This is a genomic window from Pseudomonas sp. GL-RE-29, from assembly GCF_019947275.1.
Lineage (GTDB): Bacteria > Pseudomonadota > Gammaproteobacteria > Pseudomonadales > Pseudomonadaceae > Aquipseudomonas > Aquipseudomonas fluorescens_A.
In genome coordinates this window covers 71,445-88,327 of the sequence record NZ_JAGYGD010000002.1, presented here as the reverse complement: position 1 = coordinate 88,327, position 16,883 = coordinate 71,445, and the positions used below count along the sequence as shown (strand labels likewise).

Genomic DNA, 16,883 nt, shown 5'->3' with positions numbered 1-16,883 from the left:
CTCAAAAGGGTGCAGCCGGTCAGGCAATGAAAAAAGCATATAGCTGGCTAATGATTCAATCCAATATATTGTTCGACCTGTTTGATAGCTTTTACGACCTAATGGAAATCACATGGAATTGCGTCATCTGCGCTACTTCATCGCCGTCGCCGAAGAACTGCACTTCGGCCGCGCCGCACAGGTGCTGGGCATCTCGCAGCCGCCGCTGAGCCAGCAGATTCAGGCGCTGGAGCAGGAGGTCGGCGCGCGGTTGTTCGAACGTACCAATCGTCGGGTGGAGCTAAGCGAGGCCGGTCGGCTGTTCCTCGAAGAGGCGCGACTGGTGTTGGCGCAGGTCGACAAAGCGGCGGATGTGGCCCGGCGGGCGCAATTGGGTGAATTGGGTGAGCTGAAGATCGGCTTCACCTCATCAGCACCGTTCAACTCGACCATCCCCCAAGCGATATTCTCGTTTCGCCAGCGCTTCCCGGCGGTGCACCTGAATTTGCGGGAAATGAGCAGCACTCAAGTGGCCGATGCGTTGGTGGACGAGTCGATCGAGGTCGGGATCATGCGTCCGCTCGGGCTACCCGACTCGCTCAGCGTGGTTGAGTTGATGCGCGAGCCACTGGTCGCCGTGCTCAGCTCCAAGCACCCGTTGGTCAAGGACAGTGAAGAGGGCTTGTTCCTGTCGGCATTGGCCCTCGAACCCTTCGTCTTTTTTCCACGCAGCTACGGCAGTGGTCTGTACGCGCAATTGCTCAGCCTGGCTCGGGATGCCGGCTTCAGTCCGCACTTTGCCCAGGAGGCGGGTGAGGCGATGACCATCATCGGGTTGGTCGCTGCGGGGTTGGGGGTTTCGGTGTTGCCCGCGTCTTATCAGCGGATGCGCATTGATGGCGTGGTCTATCGGCCATTGCTCGATCCAGCGGCCATATCCGCCGTGTGGCTGGTGCAGCGCAAAGATCAGAAATCGCCGATGGCGAGGGCGTTCGTGGAGTTGTTGACGCGCAAGGTCGAGCCCCTGCAATCGTGACACTGTAGGAGTCGGCTTGCTGGCGATGGCGGTCTGTCAGGCAACATTGATGTCGACACACCCGCCGCTATCGCCAGCAAGCCGGCTCCTACAGGATTTTGCTTACGCCCAACGCTTGAAAATCAACGAAGTATTCACCCCGCCAAACGCGAAATTGTTGTTCATCACGTACCGGTTGCTCATCTGCCGAAACTCGCCGCGCAGGTAATCCAGCTTGCCGCAATGCGGGTCAACGTCGTCGAGGTTGAAGGTGTGGGCGTAGAGGTCGCGGTTCATCATTTCGATGCTGAACCAGGACTCCAGTGCACCGCAGGCGCCGAGGGTGTGGCCGAGGAAGCTCTTTTGCGAGCTGATGGGCATGTGTTCGCCGAACAAGCTGCTGGTGGCCATGGTTTCGGCGATGTCGCCCTGTTCGGTCGCGGTGCCGTGGCCGTTGACGTAGCCGATGTCCGACGGTTTGAGCCCGGCATCTTCCAGCGCCAGTTCCATGGCTCGACGCATGGTGACTTGCTCGGGGCGAGTGGTGTGCTGGCCGTCGGCGTTGCTGCCGAAACCGACGATCTCGGCGTGGATGTGCGCACCGCGAGCGAGCGCGTGTTCCAGCTCTTCCAGCACCAGCATGCCGCCGCCTTCACCGATCACCAGACCGTCGCGGCCCTTGTCGTACGGGCGTGGGGTGGATTGCGGGGCGTTGTTTTTCAGGCTGGTGGCGTACAGCGCATCGAAGACCATGGCTTCGGTCGGGCACAGTTCTTCGGCGCCGCCGGCGAGCATCAGCGGCAGGCGACCGAACTTGATGGCCTCGTAGGCGTAGCCGATGCCCTGGCTGCCGCTGGTGCAGGCGCTGGAGGTCGGGATCAGGCGGCCAGTGAGGCCGAAGAAGATGCTGATGTTCGCCGCCGTGGTGTGCGGCATCATGCGCACGTAGGAATTGGCGTTCAGGCCCTCGGCCACCGAGTTGAGCAGCATGTTGCCGAACGCCTTGATCTCGTCGGTGCTACCGGTAGACGAGCCGCAGGCGACGCCCATGCGTCCGTCCTTGATCGATTCATCGCCCAGCAACCCGGCGTCGGCCAACGCCATCTCCGCCGCACCCACGGCAAGCCGCGAAACCCGGCCCATGCTGCGCAGTTGCTTGCGGGTCCAGTGGCTCGGCACCTTGAAGTCATCAATCGGTCCGGCCAGGCGAGTGTTGAGTTCGGTGAAGCGATCCCACTCGTCCATCCGCCGGATGCCGCTGCGGTTGGCCGCGAAGTGGCCGGCGATGGTGTCCCAATCGTTGCCCAGGGAAGTAATGCCGGCCATGCCGGTGACAACCACGCGTTTCATCAGCACAGGCCTCCATTGACGGCCAGAACCTGCCGGGTGATGTACGACGCTTCCGCCGACATCAGGAAATTCACCGCGCCGGCCACATCTTCCGGGGTGCCCATGCGTTGTGCGGGGATCATTTTCATCAGTTCTTCCACGGGCACATTCTCGTCGAGCATGGCGGTGTCGATCAGGCCGGGTGCGACACAGTTGACGGTGATTTTGCGCTTGCCCAGCTCGATCGCCAACGCCTTCGCCGCGCCGATCAACCCAGCCTTCGAGGCACTGTAGTTGACCTGGCCACGGTTACCGATCAACCCGGACACCGAGGTGATGCAGACAATCCGCCCAGCGGCGCGACGACGAATCATCGGCATCATCACCGGGTGCAGCACGTTGTAGAAGCCGTCGAGGTTGGTGCGCATCACTACATCCCAATCATCCTCGCTCAGCGCCGGAAAAGCACCGTCACGCGTCAGGCCGGCGTTGAGCACCACGCCGTAATAGGCACCATGGGTTTCCACGTCGGCTTCGAGAATGGCTTTGCAACTGGCGCGGTCAGATACGTCGAATTGCAGGATGCGCGCGTTGCGCCCCAAGGCTTCGATTTCGGCCAGCACTGCCTGCGCATCGGCCAGGCCGCTGCGGCAATGCAACACGATGTCATGCCCGGCCTGGGCCAGGCGCAGGGCGATGGCGCGGCCGATACCACGGCTGGAACCGGTGACCAGTACGGATTCAGTCATTACTGGACTCCTTCGGGTTCATGGAGATATTGAGTGGGCTGGGGCGGGCGATACACATTCAACCGCGCGGTGGCGTGAATGCCGGGCGCATTGATGTGGCATTCGAATACGCCCATGCCGTTATCGTCTTCCAGCGAGCGGAGGCCGTGGATGGTCAACTCGGTGCCGGCCGGAAAACTTTCGACATTGCATTCGAACTTACGGCTGCCGAGCAGGAAGCCGAGTGCCACCGCATCGCCGCGCTGGCGCGCATGGCAACCGGCGTAGGCCGCCACGCTCTGCGCCATCAACTCGATACCGACCCAGGCCGGCAAGCTGCCGTCAGGAAGGTTGAACAGGCCATCGGGCTTGACGGTGAGGCGTGTGTGAATCTGTTCTTCATCGAACGCGAGGATCTGTTCGATGAGGATCATGTCGCCAGCGTGGGGCAGCAGTTCGGCGAGCGGCCAGTCAATCATGGGGCGTCTCCGATAATCAGGCTGACGTTGTTGCCACCGAAGGCAAAGGAATTGCTCATCAAGTAGCGGGGACCAGTGGACGCCAGGCGATCGGCCGGGGTCACCCATTTCAGGGCAGGCAGATCGGGATCCGGTTGGCCATCCCAGACATGCGGCGGCAGGGCATGCTCGCGATTGTCCGTGTTCAGGCTCAGCCAGCAGAACGCTGCTTCCAGCGCGCCGGCCGCGCCGAGGGTGTGGCCGGTCATGGGTTTGGTCGACGAGCAGGGCACGCCGGCCGGGAACAGTGTCGCTACGGCCTGGCTTTCCATGGCGTCGTTGTGTTGCGTGGCGGTGCCGTGCAGGTTCAGGTAGGCGATTTGTTGCGGTTGCAGGCTCGCCCGGCTCAGGGCCTTGCGCATGGCTTGCAGGGCGCCACGGCCGCTGGGTTCCGGGGCTGAAATATGGTGCGCATCGGAACTGGCGCCGCTGCCGAGCAGGGCAACCGACGGTTTTTCTCCTGCACGTTTAGTCATCAGGAACAGTGCCGCCGCTTCGCCGATGTTGATGCCGTTACGGTTGACCGAGAACGGATTGCAGCGCTGTTCGGATACCGCTTCCAGCGCCGAAAAACCGTTGAGGGTCAGCTTGCACAGACTGTCGACGCCGCCGCACAGCACCGCGTCGCAAACACCCAGATCCAGCAGACGCTGGGCGCTCATCAGCGCGCGGGCGCTGGACGTGCAAGCCGTTGAAATCACATAGGCCGGCCCGCTCAATTGCAGCCAGTCGGCGAGAAAAGTCGCCGGCGCACCGAGTTCCTGTTGCTGATAGTCGTATTGCGGCGGGAACTGTTGCTCGCGGATGTAATGGGTCAGGCCCTGGCTGGCTTCTTCGATGCCCGAAGTGCTGGTGCCCAGCACGATACCGATGCGGTCGCGACCGTAGGTCTGGATCGCTTGATCGATGTCCTGGCGAATTTGCAGCGCGGCTTCCAGCAGCAGTTGATTGTTGCGTGTGTGTTGACGGGCCAGCTCAGCGGGAATTGCCACCAGTTCGCCACGGACCGCGCCCACCGGCAACGAGCGCTCCGGCACCCAGCCAGCTTCGCTGCGCATGCCAGAGCAATCGCCGGCAAACAGATGGCGGGCAACTTCGTCCTTGTTGCGGCCCAGGGAGCAGATCACCCCGAGGGCGTTCAGATAGGCCGTCATGGCGCATCACCACTCAAGGGCGTGACTAGATATTTCGGGCCTTTGGGCAGGTTCAATTCAAAGCTCATCGGTTGTGAATAACGGACATCCCAGCGCTCCGGCAAGGAGCGTTGTGCGCCATGTTGCCAAGCGCCGGGATAGTTGCCCTGCAACTCATCTTTCGGGGTCAGCGCAAACAGCAGCGCCGCGAACAACTCCCGGGCTTCCGGGTTGGGCGGCAGCAAGCCATCGGCGTGCCACGATCCGTCAGCCAGTTTCTGGCGTGCCTGCGGAATGCCCAGCAGGTCCATCATGGACCAGCGTATGGCCGGGCCTTCACGCTGGATCACCAGCACCCAGTCCTGACGTTGTTCCGCTTGCAGACGCTGGATGTGCAGCTGCATCGGCAACGGCAGGTCCGGGGTTTTCTCGGGCAGCGGTGCCTGGCTGGCGCAAGCACTCAGCAGCAGGATGCAACCAAGCAGCAGGAAACGAGCGCAGGTGTTGCTCAGGTGGCTCATGTTCCATCCTTTGCGCAGAGTTCCGAAATCATTTTCAGACGGCGCTTGGCTTCGCTGACGAACGGGTTGCGTTCGTCCCAGGCATAGCCGGCAAGAATCGAGCTGATCATGCGGCGGATCTCCGGTGAGCCGCCTTCATGGTAAATCACGTCCTGGAAGGTCCCGTTGTACCAACCTTCGACGTAGCAGCGGAACGTGTCGACCCCGCGTTTGAGCGGTGCGGCAAACTCGCTCTGCCAGTCGACCGGTTCGCCTTGCAACTGGCGGTGCAGCACGGCGGCGGCCATGCTCGCCGAGCGCATGGCGATGGTCACGCCGGAGGAAAATACCGGGTCGAGGAATTCCGCGGCATTGCCGAGCAAGGCGAAGCCCGGCCCGTGCAGGGTTTTGACGTTAGCCGAGTAACCGCCGATGGTACGCGCCGGGGTGTCCCACACGGCGTTGCCCAGCACACCGGCCAGGCTCGGGGTTTCATGGATGAACCCACGCAGGCAATCGTCCAGATTGTCGGTGCGACCGTCGAAATGTTCCTGTGCGGCGACCACGCCGATCGAGCAGCGCCCGTTGCTGAACGGGATGGTCCAGAACCACACATCACGCTTCGTCGGATGAGTGGTGATGAGGATCTTGGTACGGTCGAAATCCGGGTGATCGATGTGATCTTCGACGTGGGTGAACACGGCTTGGCGCACCGGGAAATTCGACGGTGCCTCAAGGTCGAGCAAGCGCGGCAGGACTCGGCCGTAACCGCTGGCGTCGAGCATGAACCCGGCCTCGATGCGGTACTCGCTGCCATCCTCACGGCGTACGCCAAGCTGCGGTTTGGACTGATTGATATCAACGCTGACGATGGTTTCGCCGTAGCGGATTTCCACGCCTTGCAACGCGGCCTGATCGGCCAGCAGCTTGTCGAAATCGGCCCGTTGCACCTGGAATGTCGTCGGCTTGCCGTGGGTGAACGTGTCACCGAAATCAAAAGCGCTATAGCGCTCACCCCATGCGAACGCGGCGCCGGTTTTCAACTGGAAACCGGCGGCGTTGACGGCATCGAGCATGCCCGCTTCTTCGACGAAATCCAGGCAGTGCGACAGCAGGCTTTCGCCGATGGAGAACCGTGGGAAATGCTGTCGCTCGATCACCAATACGTCGTGACCCTTGCGCTTGAGTAGTGCAGCGGCGATGGCGCCTGACGGGCCTGCACCAATAACCACGATCTGACGACGTTCGATTTCAACGGTTGGCATGGGGGCTCCTTGCCGGGGCGGCAGCTTTCAGGGGAATCCGGTGCATACCGGCCAGTGCCGGCAGCAGTGTGGCGATCAAGCCCATCAGCATCAGCGCAAAGTACAGCGGCGGGCTGATGAGTTGTTGTTGCAGCAGCAGGTTGAGAAAGACGATCTCGCTCAAGCCACGAATGTTCAACAGCACACTTTCCCGCCAGCGGCTGGCGCCGTGGAACGAGGCGCCGGCCCAGCCGAGGCCGAGCCAGTTGCCCAGCAGTTTGCTGATTATCGGTAACAGTAGCAGCGCCGCAAGTTGCACCCAGCCGAGGCTGTCCATCGCGCTGTGCACGTTGATCTGCACGATGCCGAACGTGAGGATCAGCGGGATAGCGATGTACGTTTGCAAGCGAATCATCCAGCGCACCGGGAACGGCAATATCAGCGGCGCTTTCAACGCGGCCATGAGCAACAGATAACCGATGCCGAAAATCAGCGCGTTCAGTTTGTAATGTTCGGCGACCACCAGTAGCGCGAAAAAACAGCCGCTGTACAGCCACGCCTGACGCAGACCCAGCAAACGCAACAGCACCGGCAGGCAGGCGCCGGCCAGCGGTAGTAGCAGACTGCTCAGGTGCAGCGTGCCTTGGGCGATGGCGAACAGGGTCCAGCACGTCAGGTCGATGAGGATGGCGGTTTGCACCAGTCGCCGGGTAGCGGCGGGCGGGTAGTCGATGTGTCGCAGGTACAGGTACAACACCGGAATCGCGGTAATGGCGAACAACAGCCCGATTGCCAGCGAACTGATCCACGGTTGCGGCGGCAACAGCCAGATCGCCGTGGCAATGCCACAGGTGAACGGAACGCAGAAGCTCGGCAGGGCAATTTTCAGGCTCTGGCGATCCAGTTGCAGGTCGATCACATCGCTGAGGATGTAACCGAGCAGCAGCGCGAAACTCAGGCTGTAGAGGTTTTTCAGCCAGATCGGCGACACCAGCGCGGCGCCGCTCAATTGCCAATGGGGTTCGATCCAGAAGTACATCAACAGCGGAAGGCCGACCGTTGCGAACAGTAACTGACTGACGATCGGGATCAAGCCAAGGTGGCGCCCGGCGCGAGTCGCCACGGCAAACAGCGCCAGGGCCATCGCCCAAAACAGCACGACCATCACGCTGCTGGCTCCGCGACGTGGGCTGCATGCAGATGTCGCCCCGCCCAGGGCGCGAGCATGAAACTGAAGATCAGGCCCAGGCTGACTGACAGCCCGAAGTTGCTCACCGCCGGTGTGCTCGACACCGCCAGCAGACCGAACGATAGCCAGGTGGTCAACGCCGCCAGCAAGGTGCCCAACAGGCTGACGGCGGCGCCGCCGACCTGTTCGCGCATGAGGATCGCGTAGTCGACGCTGATCGCCGTCACCAGCAGCAGGCCGAACAGGCTGAACAGAGTCAACGGCTGGCCCAGCCAACCGAGGCTTGCGAGGCTGCACAGCGCCGCGAGCAGTGGCAGGGACACGATGCGCAGCGCACCACCGAAACCGAACGGCAGGATCAATACCAAAACGATCAGCACGCATGAGGCGAGTTTCAATTCGGCGGCGCTGATCTGCGTGGCGGCGAAGACCTCGTTCAACTCACCCAAGCGATCCACCAGCACTACGCCCTGCAAGTCCTCGGCCTGGACCCGCAACAGGGACGGATTGTTCAAGCCTTGCAGGCTGACCATCGCCGCTACGCCATTCTCGGTCGGCCCAAGCCACAGCGTCCGGTAAGGCTCGGACAAGGGGCCGGTCAGCGCCGCGTCGATGTCTTCGGCGGGCAACGCTTGCAACTTCGCCAACTCGGTTTGCAGCGCCTCGACCGGCACACCGACATCGAGCAACGGTTGCCAGAACTGCGGCAGTTTGCTCAACGCTTCACGCGCTTGCTGCTGTTCGCTGGGCGGGCTGACCAGTTGATTGAGCGACAGGTAGCCTTGGAGTTTTTCCAGGTTGACCAGTTGATCCAAGCGGTCGCTCAGGGCGCTCAGGCGTTCGAGCAATTGTTGTTGATCGGCCGCCTGCACCAGGAAGAACTGGCTGGTGGGTTGATAGCCGGTAATCCGCGCGATGGTCTGCGCTTCATCGGTCAATTGCTGCGGTGCGCCGACCCACTGGCGGATGTCATTTTTAGCCTGGAGCTGCAACAGGCCACCGGCGCAAAACGCAATCAGCAGCGCCAGCAACACCGGCGTGCTCAGGTGTTTGAGCAGCGCTTCGCGGCGACCCAGCAAAAACTCGGAAACCCGCAACGGCCACTTCGCAGGTCGCAAATCCACACCCTTGAGCAACGCCGGCAGCAGGCACACGGCAGACAGGTAAGCACCGAGCAAACCGGCGGCGGAGAACACCGCGATCTGGGTCAGCGCCGGGAAGGGCGTCCAGGCCAAGGCGAGGTAGCCGATGGCGCTGGTGATCAGGCTCAGCGTCAGCCCCGGCAACGTCAGGCGCAGGGCCGGCCAGCTGTGCCAGGGTTTCAGGCTCCAGCTCTTGGACAGGTAATGCAGCGGGTAATCGACGGCGACGCCGATCAGGCTCGAACCGAGCACCAGCGTCATCACGTGCATGTGGCCGAACAGCGCCACGCAAGTCACTGCACCGAACAGCATGCCCACCAACACCGGAACGAAGGCCAGCAACACGCGCCAGCGGCGGAAGGCCAGCAGCAAGAGGAGCAAAATCCCCACCGTGGCGCCGCCGCCAACCCAGGTCATCTCGCGGGTGGCTTGCCGTTGACCGTTGGCCGCGTACAGCAAGCCGCTGGCGGCGAGCAATTGCACGTCGGACTGGGCGGCTTGTTCGCGGCTGTGCTGGAGCAGGTCTGCCACTTGCAGCGGCAGGTTCATGTCGAAGGCATTGCCCGTGGTTCGTGCGCGCAGCAGCACCCAGCTTTTGCCGTCGGCGTCAGCGATCAAGGCGCCGCTGCCGATGTCCAGTTGCACCGAACCGTGTTGCGGCTGGCTGTTCTGGATACGCCCGGTCAGGCCCAGCCAGTCGTCCTGGCTCGGTACCAGGCTGAAGCCGGTGAAGGGATCGAACAACGCCTGCACCCGTTGCTGGATAAAGGCGTCGGGGTGTTCGATCAACTGCTGGCGATCGTCCGCCGAAAGCATCGCCAATCGGCCTTGCAGCAGTTGCGTGCGCAGGGCGGGCAAGTCGGCTTGCAGGTTCCACTGGACCTTTTCGAACAGGCCGCTGGCTTGCCACTGATCGCCGAGTTTTTGTGCCATGGCGACGGCTTGCTGGCGATCAGCGTGACCGACCAGCACCAGCATTTCGCGGTTCAACGGTTCTTGCATGCGTTGTTCAGCGCGCAGTTCCAGGGCATCCGGCGCGGTGCCGGGCACCAGTTCCATCAGGTTGGCCGATAGCGGGGCGCCGTCACGCCATTGCCAACCGGCGAGCGCGAGCACCGCCAGCAGCAGGATCAGGAACAGCCGTGGCAGCATGCGTTCACTCGGCAAAGTCATGTTGCTCCGCGTCGCTCAACGGTTGGGTGCTGGTGCTGTCTTGCATGCGCAGCAAAGTGCTGTCGCCCTGGGTTTCCAGCAGTTCGATGCTGTGCACCAGCTCGCCGCCGGTGATGTTGATCTGGTTGAACACTTGCTTGAGCAGCATCGAACGCGGCAGCAGTGTCAGCTTCCAGTTCTGCGCATCGCCATTCAGCGATAGCTCGAAATCCCGTTGCAGACCGCTGCTGTCGCCTTGCAACACGGCGAGGAACAAGCGGTTCTGCTCGGCCCCGGCGCTCTTGCCCGGCAACATCTGCCAACCATTGGCGTCGCGCCGGGCAATGCCTTTGGCGGTGATGCGGTAATCCTGCTGCAACGGTGTTTTCAGCAACCACAGCAAACCGTGGTTTTTTGCCAGGACGAACGTGCCTTTGCTGGTCAGCGGCTGGGGCAGGGCGCGCAGGTGTTTTTCCTGGATGAAGCTGCCGTGGATCACGTCGGGTTTGGCCAGTTGATCGCTCAGTTGTTGCAGATCGAAGGCGTGAGTGAGCGACGACAAACCAAGAAGCACCAGCGCAGCAAGGCACTGGAACACACGTGGCGAGCGAGCTTGCTCGCGCTGGGCTGCGAAGCGGCCCCAATACGGCAGGTGTGAGTGCTGCGCACTCAAGCGCGAGCAAGCTCGCTCGCCACAAGGAGTTCGGCGGCCATCGATTTGTGGGTTCATGCCAGCATCCTTTCGACAGCATCGGTGAACACCTTTGGCGAGGCCAGCTGCATTTCGCGGTTGTTCATGTCGACGGCGACCTGCACGGAAACGGCGCGGGTCAGGCGTTCGCCGGTTTCCACATCGCTGATCAGGTAGTTGATCTTCAGACGGTTCTCCCATTCCACCAGGTTGGCCCGCACATTCAGCTTCTGACCGAACACCGCAGCGCGTACGTAGCGCAGTTGCAGGTCGATCACTGGCCAGGCGTAGCCCGATTCGGACATGGCGCTGTAGTTGTGGCCAATCTTGTCCAGCAACGCGCAACGGGCGACTTCCAGGTACTTGATGTAATGGCCGTGCCAGACGACGTGCATGCTGTCGACGTCAAAGAACGGCACGAGGATTTCCGTATCGGTGTGAAGCACTCCCTTGCTACGCATGCAGCCTCCAGTGTTGTTCAGCGATACGTTGCAGGCACAGGCGCAATTCGCCTTCCAATGCGCGGTCTTCGATGACCGGTGGGAAGTCCTTGGCCAGTTCTTCGTGCATGGCGGCGAGGGATGGCGGCAATGGCCGCGCATCTTCGGCCTGACCGCGCAGCCACACGCCCTGATTGGCGGCGAGCAGAGTGGCGGCGGCGACCTGTTCGGTCAGCTCCAGCACACGAATCGCATCGCGGGCGGCGATGGTGCCCATGCTCACCTTGTCCTGGTTATGGCATTCGGTGGAACGCGAGAACACGCTGGCCGGCATGGTGTTTTTCAGCGCTTCGGCGGTCCATGCGCTGGTGCCGATCTGCACGGCCTTGAAGCCGTGATTGAGCATGGCGCGCTCGGCGCTGGCGCCGGACAGGTTGCTTGGCAAACCGTGGTTGTAGCGTTCGTCCACCAGCAGCGCGAGTTGCCGATCCAACAAGTCGGCGACGTTGGCCACGAGGTTTTTCAGACTGTCCATGGCGAACGCGATGTGGCCGCCGTAGAAGTGTCCGCCGTGCAGTACGCGCTCGGCTTCGGCGTCGATGATCGGGTTGTCGTTGGCGCTGTTGAGCTCGATTTCTATGAACGAACGCAGCCAATTCAGGCTGTCGGCCAATACGCCGAGGACGTGGGGCGCGCAACGCAGGGAATAGCGGTCTTGCAGGCGATGAAGCGGCGCGGTCGGCGCGTCGATCGCCAGGTCTTTGCGCAGCCATGCGGCCACCTGCATCTGCCCCGGATGCGGCTTGGCGGCGAACAGGCGCTCGTCGAAATGCTCGGGGTTGCCTTGCAGCGCGACCACGTTCAGCGCGGTGATACGCGTCGCCAGTTGCAGCAGGTAATCGGCGCGGGCGTAGGCCAGGCAAGCGAGGCCGGTCATGACGGCGGTGCCGTTCATCAACGCCAGCGCCTCTTTCGGGCGCAGCACCAGTGGCTGCCAACCGAGTTCGCGATGCACATCGGCGGCCTGACGGCGTTCGCCGCGGAACATCACTTCGCGCTCGCCGGACAGGGTCGCCGCGACATAGGACAGCGGCGTCAAATCACCGCTGGCGCCCACCGAGCCTTCTTCCGGAATCAGCGGCAGGATGTCGTGTTCGAGAAACGCTTGCAGGCGCTCCAGCAGTTCCACGCGCACCCCGGATACACCGTGGCACAGGGACTGCAAACGCGCCGCCAGCACTGCGCGGGTGGCTTGGGCGTCGAGCAGCTTGCCCAGTCCGCAGCCATGGAAGGTATACAGATGACGCGGCAGCGCCTCGACGTGATGCAGCGGCACCGCCACCACGCAGGAATCGCCGTAACCGGTGGTCACGCCGTAGATCACGCCTTCCTTGTCCAGCAGGGAATCGAGGAACTGCGCGCCCTTGGCGATGCGCCGGCGAAACTCGGAATCGCCTTGCAACTGCGTCGGCGCCTGACGGTTGGCCAGGGCCAGCACGTCTTCGATGCGCAAAGGGAGTTCGCCGAAAGTTACCGGCTCAAGCGTTGGCGTCGTCATCGGTCTTCCAGAAAGGGTAAAAGTTGAACCATTGTTGAGGCGCGTCGAGGCAATAGTGACTCAGGCGCGCGGCATAGCGGGAGGCCCACTGATGAATGACCTGCTCGCGGTCGCTGCGCTTCCAGATGATCGCTTCGGCGAACGGCTCGATCGTCAGCCGATAATCGCCGTCGGGCTTCTTCAGGCACATCAACAGGTTGATCGGGCATTTCAGCAACCCGGCCAACAACCACGGCCCTTGCGGGAATTTCGCCGGGTGGCCGAGGAAGTCCACGGTTACGCTGCGCCCGCCATGCAGCGGTACGCGGTCACCGGCAATCGCCAGCCACTCGCCACGCTCCAGGCGCTCGTGCAGTTGCAGCATGATCACCGGGTCCAGCTCGCTGACCTGAATCAGGCGCAAATTGGTCGCGCCGGCCTCGCCGAGCAAGCGGTTGAACTGCTCGGCGTGTTTGGTGTGCACCAGCACGTTCATGGTGACCCTTTCGCCGATCTCCGCGAGGGCGCGGCACACTTCGAGATTACCCAGATGCGCGCCCACCAGCATCTGCCCGCGAGTTCCGCGCAATTGGTTGCGCAACAGTGCCGGGTCGATGATTTCGATCTGCTCGATGCTCAGCTTGCCATTCCACACGTCGAGCTTGTCGAGCATGGAATCGGCGAAGGCCATGAACTGGCCAAACACCCGCCAATGGCTCGGGCGCAAGTCGTCACGACCGCTCCAGTCGGCCAGGCGTTGCTGATATTGCCAGGCGCTGTGACGGGCGCTGCGACCGAACAGGAAAAAATACAGGACGATGCCGTACAGCAACGGGCTCAGCAGTCGACGGCCAAGTACTTTGGCGGCGACCGCAGTGAATTTCATCAGCCAGAAACTGCCGCGCTCTTCGCGGTCGGCCCAGTGTTGTTTTTCAGTGCTCATGCTCGCCACCGTCGCCAGAGGATCACGGGCGAGCGCAACAACATGCCGAAGAACAGCCGGGTGTGCATGCTCGAAATCAGTACGTTGTCGTGGAACATGCGGAAATGCGAAACACCGTCCAGCGGGTAATGGACTCGGGTTTGCAGCCATTGCATCGGCTGATTGCGCCAGGCCAGGCGCACCAGAATGTCCGAGTCGAAATCCATGCGTTTGCCGATCTTCGCCGAGTCGATCAGCGTCAGCGTCGGTGGCAATGGGTAGACCCGAAAGCCGCACATGGAATCGCGTATCTGCAACGACAAAGTGTTGATCCAGACCATGACGTGGGTCAGGTAGCGCGCGTACAAACGCCCCTTTGGCACGCTGTCGTCATATTGCGGATAGCCGCAGATCACCGCCTCGGGATGGGCGCGAGAGTGCTCTATGAAACGTTTGACGTCTTGCAGGTCGTGCTGGCCGTCGGCATCTACCTGCAAAGCGTGGCTGAAACCCAGGCGTGAGGCTTCACGCAGACCGGTCATTACCGCTGCGCCCTTGCCCTGATTGGCGGCGAGGCGGATCAGGTGAATGTTGTCACGCCGGGCCAGTTGATCGAGCACTTTTGCGCACGATGGACTGCTCGCGTCGTCTACCAGAATGCACGGTAGATCGCTGGCGAGCAGCGCCTCGACGACCGTGGTGATGGCGGTTTCGTGGTTGTAGACCGGGATGACTGCGCAGGGGTTATGCATGACCGCAAACCTTGTGGCGAGGGAGCCTGCTCCCGCTCGAGTGCGAAGCGCTCGCCAAAATCGGGGCCGCTTCGCAGCCCAGCGGGAGCAAGCTCCCTCGCCACAAAGGGTAGTCCTGAGTCAGGAAGCTCCGTTGGTTACGCATGCGCCGCCTCCAGCAAAATCCGTCCGCTGGAACAGGTGGCGGTTTCGTTGCGGTAGGCGAAATACAGCTTGCCGCGTGCCGGATCGAAGCGCAGGTGTAACTGAACTTCATCGCCCGGACGCACCAGCTGCTGGAATTTCAGCACTTCCATGCCAGCGAACTTTTCCGGCAGGTTCATCAGTTGCTGACCCAGGTTCAGCGCCCACTCCACTTGCACCACACCGGGCAACACCGGTGCCCGAGGAAAATGGCCGCTGAAGTAGGCCAGATCCGGCGGCACCGCCAGTTGCAGGCTCCATTCGCCGTCGACTACGACTTGCTCCAGCACTTCCGGCGCCTTGGGGCGTGGGGCCAGCAGCAGGGCTTCGACGTCGGCCTGGGGCAGTTTGCCCTGAGTGTTCAGCGGCAGTTGTCGCAGCAAACGCCAGCGCCGTGGCAAGGCCAGGGCTTCGCAATGCTGGCTCAGGTGTTGGCGCAGTTCTTCGGTCAGGGTGCGTCGACCCTGGTTGCGCAAGGCGTGCAATCCCGCTTCGGTCAGCACCAGCAAAGCCCCGAGCGATGCACGGTTTTCCTGAACGACGCCGAGGCGCGCTTCGGCGACCCACTCATGGGCCATCAGCGCCTTTTCAAGCATCGGCAGCGAGATACGTTTTTCTTCCAGTTTGACGATCCGGTCCAGCCGCCCGAGCAGTTCGAATCGGCCATCGGCGGCGATTCGCGCAGCATCGGCGGTGTGTTCGACATGGCCGGCCGGCAAGTAGGGCGAGGCGATCAGCAGCGCGCCGTCATCGTCCTGGCTCAGTGCTACATCGGCGAAGGGCTGCCACAGGTCATGACCCTGACGCCAGGCAATGCCACCGGTTTCGGAGCTGCCGAAGATTTCCGTCGGCCATTGCTGCAGACGATGATGCAGACTTTGCGCAGCTTCGGCCGGCAGCGCGCCACCGGAAGAAAACACCCGACGCACCGCACTCAGCGCCGGCCAATCGAGGTTATCACCCATACGCTTGAGCAGCGCCGGGCTGGCAACCCAGGCGAACGCCGGATGTTCGCGGCTGGCGCGCTGCAAATCTTCCGGGAAGGCCAGTTGCTTGCGCACGAACGGGCGACCGGCGCACAGCGGCCACAGCACGCGGAACAGCAGGCCATAAATGTGTTGGGTCGCGACGCTGCCGATGATGCATGCCGGGCCCAGTTCGGCGCCCCACAGTTGTTCCAGGGCTTCGACTTCATTGACCAATTGGCGCAGGGTTTTGTCGATGCGCTTGGGTTCACCGCTGGACCCGGAGGTGCACAGGCTCAGCGAACAGCGATCCAGGTCGAGTGCCGCAGCGCTGAGTGGCGGATGGTTGAAATCGCGCAGGTGCGCGTCATCGGCCTGATCGGTCAGCCACAAATCCACTTCGCCTGACCAGCGTTGGCGGGTCTGGGGTTGCAGGTCGGCCGGCAGCAACACGCTGACCCCGGCACGCCAGGCACCGAGCAAGGCAATCGCCAGGTCGGCAGCGTCTTCAAGATGCACGGCGATGCGCTGCACACCTTGGGCTTGCAGGCCGGCGGCCAGGCTCAGGGCCTGTTCGTACAGTTGTGCGTGGTTGAGCAGCGGTTCGGCCGTTACGGCACGTGCCGCTTGCGCCTTGAGCAGCAGGTGCTCAAGTTTTATCCAATTCATGGGTGGCCTCGTACCCGTTGTCGTATCAGCCATTCAATGGCAAACATCAGGCCTATCAATCCGTAGGAAATCAGGCCGGTGTACAACATCCACCAGCTCAGCGGCGCCCACAGCGTCAGGGCGGCGGCGCACAAACCGTTGCAAAGAAAAAATACGCTCCAGGCGATGGTCACCTGGCGGGTATAGCGAATGCCCTTGGCCGGCAGGTGCGGTTCACGCAGACGGGCCAGGCGTTCGACCATTGGCGGGCCGTAAACCAGGCTCAGTCCGAACAGGCCCAGCATGAATCCGCTGATCAGTACCGGATACCAGCGCAACAGCACCGGGCTGTCGAACAGCGCCAGTAAAAGGCAGAAGACGATGGCCACAATGGCCATCCACAGGCTGCCTGGACGGCGCTTGCCGGTCAGTGCGCGGGCCAGCCACAGGCTGCCCAGCAGCAGGCCGAACTGCCACGGCGCGAAATGCTGCATGCCGAAATAAACCGCAAAGGGGTACAGCAAGCCCGCCAGCAGCAGGCCGAGGCCGATCAGTCGGCTCATGCGGCCGGTTGAACCAGACGGTAGACCGCCTCGACCACGTCGCTGACGGTACGCACCGATTTGAATTCCTCGGCCGCGATTTTCTTGCCGGTCTGACGTTTGATGTGATCGATCAGGTCGACCGCATCGATGCTGTCGATTTCCAGGTCCTGGTACAGGTTCGAATCGAGGCTCACGCGCTCGGGGTCCAGTTCGAACAGCTCGACCAAGGCATCGCGCAAGGTGTTGAAAATGTCGTCACGAGTTTGCATGG

17 protein-coding genes are annotated in these 16,883 nt (G+C 62.3%); 1 reads left to right on the top strand and 16 read right to left on the bottom strand.

Going from position 1 to position 16,883, the window contains the following annotated elements:
* Nucleotides 1–112 precede the first annotated feature (112 nt).
* Nucleotides 113–1,015, top strand: coding sequence for a LysR family transcriptional regulator (locus KGB21_RS02170; RefSeq protein ID WP_034148633.1), 903 nt, complete (start codon nt 113–115; stop codon nt 1,013–1,015).
* 102 nt (nt 1,016–1,117) lie between these two features.
* Here the strand turns inward: KGB21_RS02170 and KGB21_RS02165 are convergent, their stop codons facing one another.
* The 16 genes from KGB21_RS02165 to KGB21_RS02090 all read right to left on the bottom strand — a co-directional run bounded on the left by KGB21_RS02165 (nt 1,118) and on the right by KGB21_RS02090 (nt 16,881).
* On the bottom strand, nt 1,118–2,344 hold the full coding sequence (locus KGB21_RS02165) for a beta-ketoacyl-ACP synthase (RefSeq protein ID WP_223503357.1): 1,227 nt from the start codon (nt 2,342–2,344) through the stop codon (nt 1,118–1,120).
* Entirely contained in the window at nt 2,344–3,072 is a 729-nt protein-coding gene (gene fabG / locus KGB21_RS02160; protein ID WP_034148635.1) for a 3-oxoacyl-ACP reductase FabG, read from the bottom strand. The genes KGB21_RS02165 and fabG overlap by 1 nt, the downstream gene beginning before the upstream one ends.
* Complete coding sequence (locus KGB21_RS02155) at nt 3,072–3,530, bottom strand: hotdog family protein (protein WP_223503355.1); 459 nt, start codon at nt 3,528–3,530, stop codon at nt 3,072–3,074. The genes fabG and KGB21_RS02155 overlap by 1 nt, the downstream gene beginning before the upstream one ends.
* Nucleotides 3,527–4,723 (bottom strand): beta-ketoacyl-[acyl-carrier-protein] synthase family protein, encoded by a 1,197-nt coding sequence (locus tag KGB21_RS02150; RefSeq protein WP_223503353.1) that lies wholly within the window; start codon nt 4,721–4,723, stop codon nt 3,527–3,529. The genes KGB21_RS02155 and KGB21_RS02150 overlap by 4 nt, the downstream gene beginning before the upstream one ends.
* Nucleotides 4,720–5,223: a hypothetical protein gene (locus tag KGB21_RS02145; protein ID WP_034148638.1), complete on the bottom strand. Its 504-nt coding sequence runs from the start codon at nt 5,221–5,223 to the stop codon at nt 4,720–4,722. The genes KGB21_RS02150 and KGB21_RS02145 overlap by 4 nt, the downstream gene beginning before the upstream one ends.
* The gene (locus tag KGB21_RS02140; RefSeq protein WP_223503351.1) at nt 5,220–6,467 is read right to left on the bottom strand and encodes an NAD(P)/FAD-dependent oxidoreductase; all 1,248 of its coding nucleotides are present in this window, start codon (nt 6,465–6,467) and stop codon (nt 5,220–5,222) included. The genes KGB21_RS02145 and KGB21_RS02140 overlap by 4 nt, the downstream gene beginning before the upstream one ends.
* Nucleotides 6,454–7,611, bottom strand: a complete 1,158-nt coding sequence (locus KGB21_RS02135; protein WP_034148640.1) for a hypothetical protein — start codon at nt 7,609–7,611, stop codon at nt 6,454–6,456. Before KGB21_RS02135 ends, KGB21_RS02140 begins: the two co-directional genes overlap by 14 nt.
* Entirely contained in the window at nt 7,611–9,950 is a 2,340-nt protein-coding gene (locus KGB21_RS02130) for an MMPL family transporter (protein WP_223503349.1), read from the bottom strand. Before KGB21_RS02130 ends, KGB21_RS02135 begins: the two co-directional genes overlap by 1 nt.
* The gene (locus KGB21_RS02125; RefSeq protein WP_223503347.1) at nt 9,934–10,659 is read right to left on the bottom strand and encodes an outer membrane lipoprotein carrier protein LolA; all 726 of its coding nucleotides are present in this window, start codon (nt 10,657–10,659) and stop codon (nt 9,934–9,936) included. The genes KGB21_RS02130 and KGB21_RS02125 overlap by 17 nt, the downstream gene beginning before the upstream one ends.
* Nucleotides 10,656–11,081 (bottom strand): acyl-CoA thioesterase, encoded by a 426-nt coding sequence (locus tag KGB21_RS02120; protein WP_034148642.1) that lies wholly within the window; start codon nt 11,079–11,081, stop codon nt 10,656–10,658. Before KGB21_RS02120 ends, KGB21_RS02125 begins: the two co-directional genes overlap by 4 nt.
* Nucleotides 11,074–12,618 carry a histidine ammonia-lyase gene (gene hutH / locus KGB21_RS02115; protein WP_034148643.1) on the bottom strand — a complete coding sequence of 515 codons (1,545 nt, stop codon included), beginning with the start codon at nt 12,616–12,618 and terminating at the stop codon, nt 11,074–11,076. The genes KGB21_RS02120 and hutH overlap by 8 nt, the downstream gene beginning before the upstream one ends.
* The gene (locus tag KGB21_RS02110; RefSeq protein WP_034148644.1) at nt 12,599–13,540 is read right to left on the bottom strand and encodes a glycosyl transferase; all 942 of its coding nucleotides are present in this window, start codon (nt 13,538–13,540) and stop codon (nt 12,599–12,601) included. The genes hutH and KGB21_RS02110 overlap by 20 nt, the downstream gene beginning before the upstream one ends.
* Nucleotides 13,537–14,271 (bottom strand): glycosyltransferase family 2 protein, encoded by a 735-nt coding sequence (locus tag KGB21_RS02105; protein ID WP_034148645.1) that lies wholly within the window; start codon nt 14,269–14,271, stop codon nt 13,537–13,539. The genes KGB21_RS02110 and KGB21_RS02105 overlap by 4 nt, the downstream gene beginning before the upstream one ends.
* A gap of 137 nt (nt 14,272–14,408) precedes the next feature.
* On the bottom strand, nt 14,409–16,088 hold the full coding sequence (locus KGB21_RS02100; protein ID WP_223503345.1) for an acyl-CoA synthetase family protein: 1,680 nt from the start codon (nt 16,086–16,088) through the stop codon (nt 14,409–14,411).
* Complete coding sequence (locus KGB21_RS02095; RefSeq protein WP_223503344.1) at nt 16,085–16,630, bottom strand: hypothetical protein; 546 nt, start codon at nt 16,628–16,630, stop codon at nt 16,085–16,087. The genes KGB21_RS02100 and KGB21_RS02095 overlap by 4 nt, the downstream gene beginning before the upstream one ends.
* A complete protein-coding gene (locus tag KGB21_RS02090; protein WP_008025124.1) occupies nt 16,627–16,881 on the bottom strand; it encodes an acyl carrier protein in 255 nt (84 codons plus the stop codon). Before KGB21_RS02090 ends, KGB21_RS02095 begins: the two co-directional genes overlap by 4 nt.
* Nucleotides 16,882–16,883: the final 2 nt, after the last annotated feature.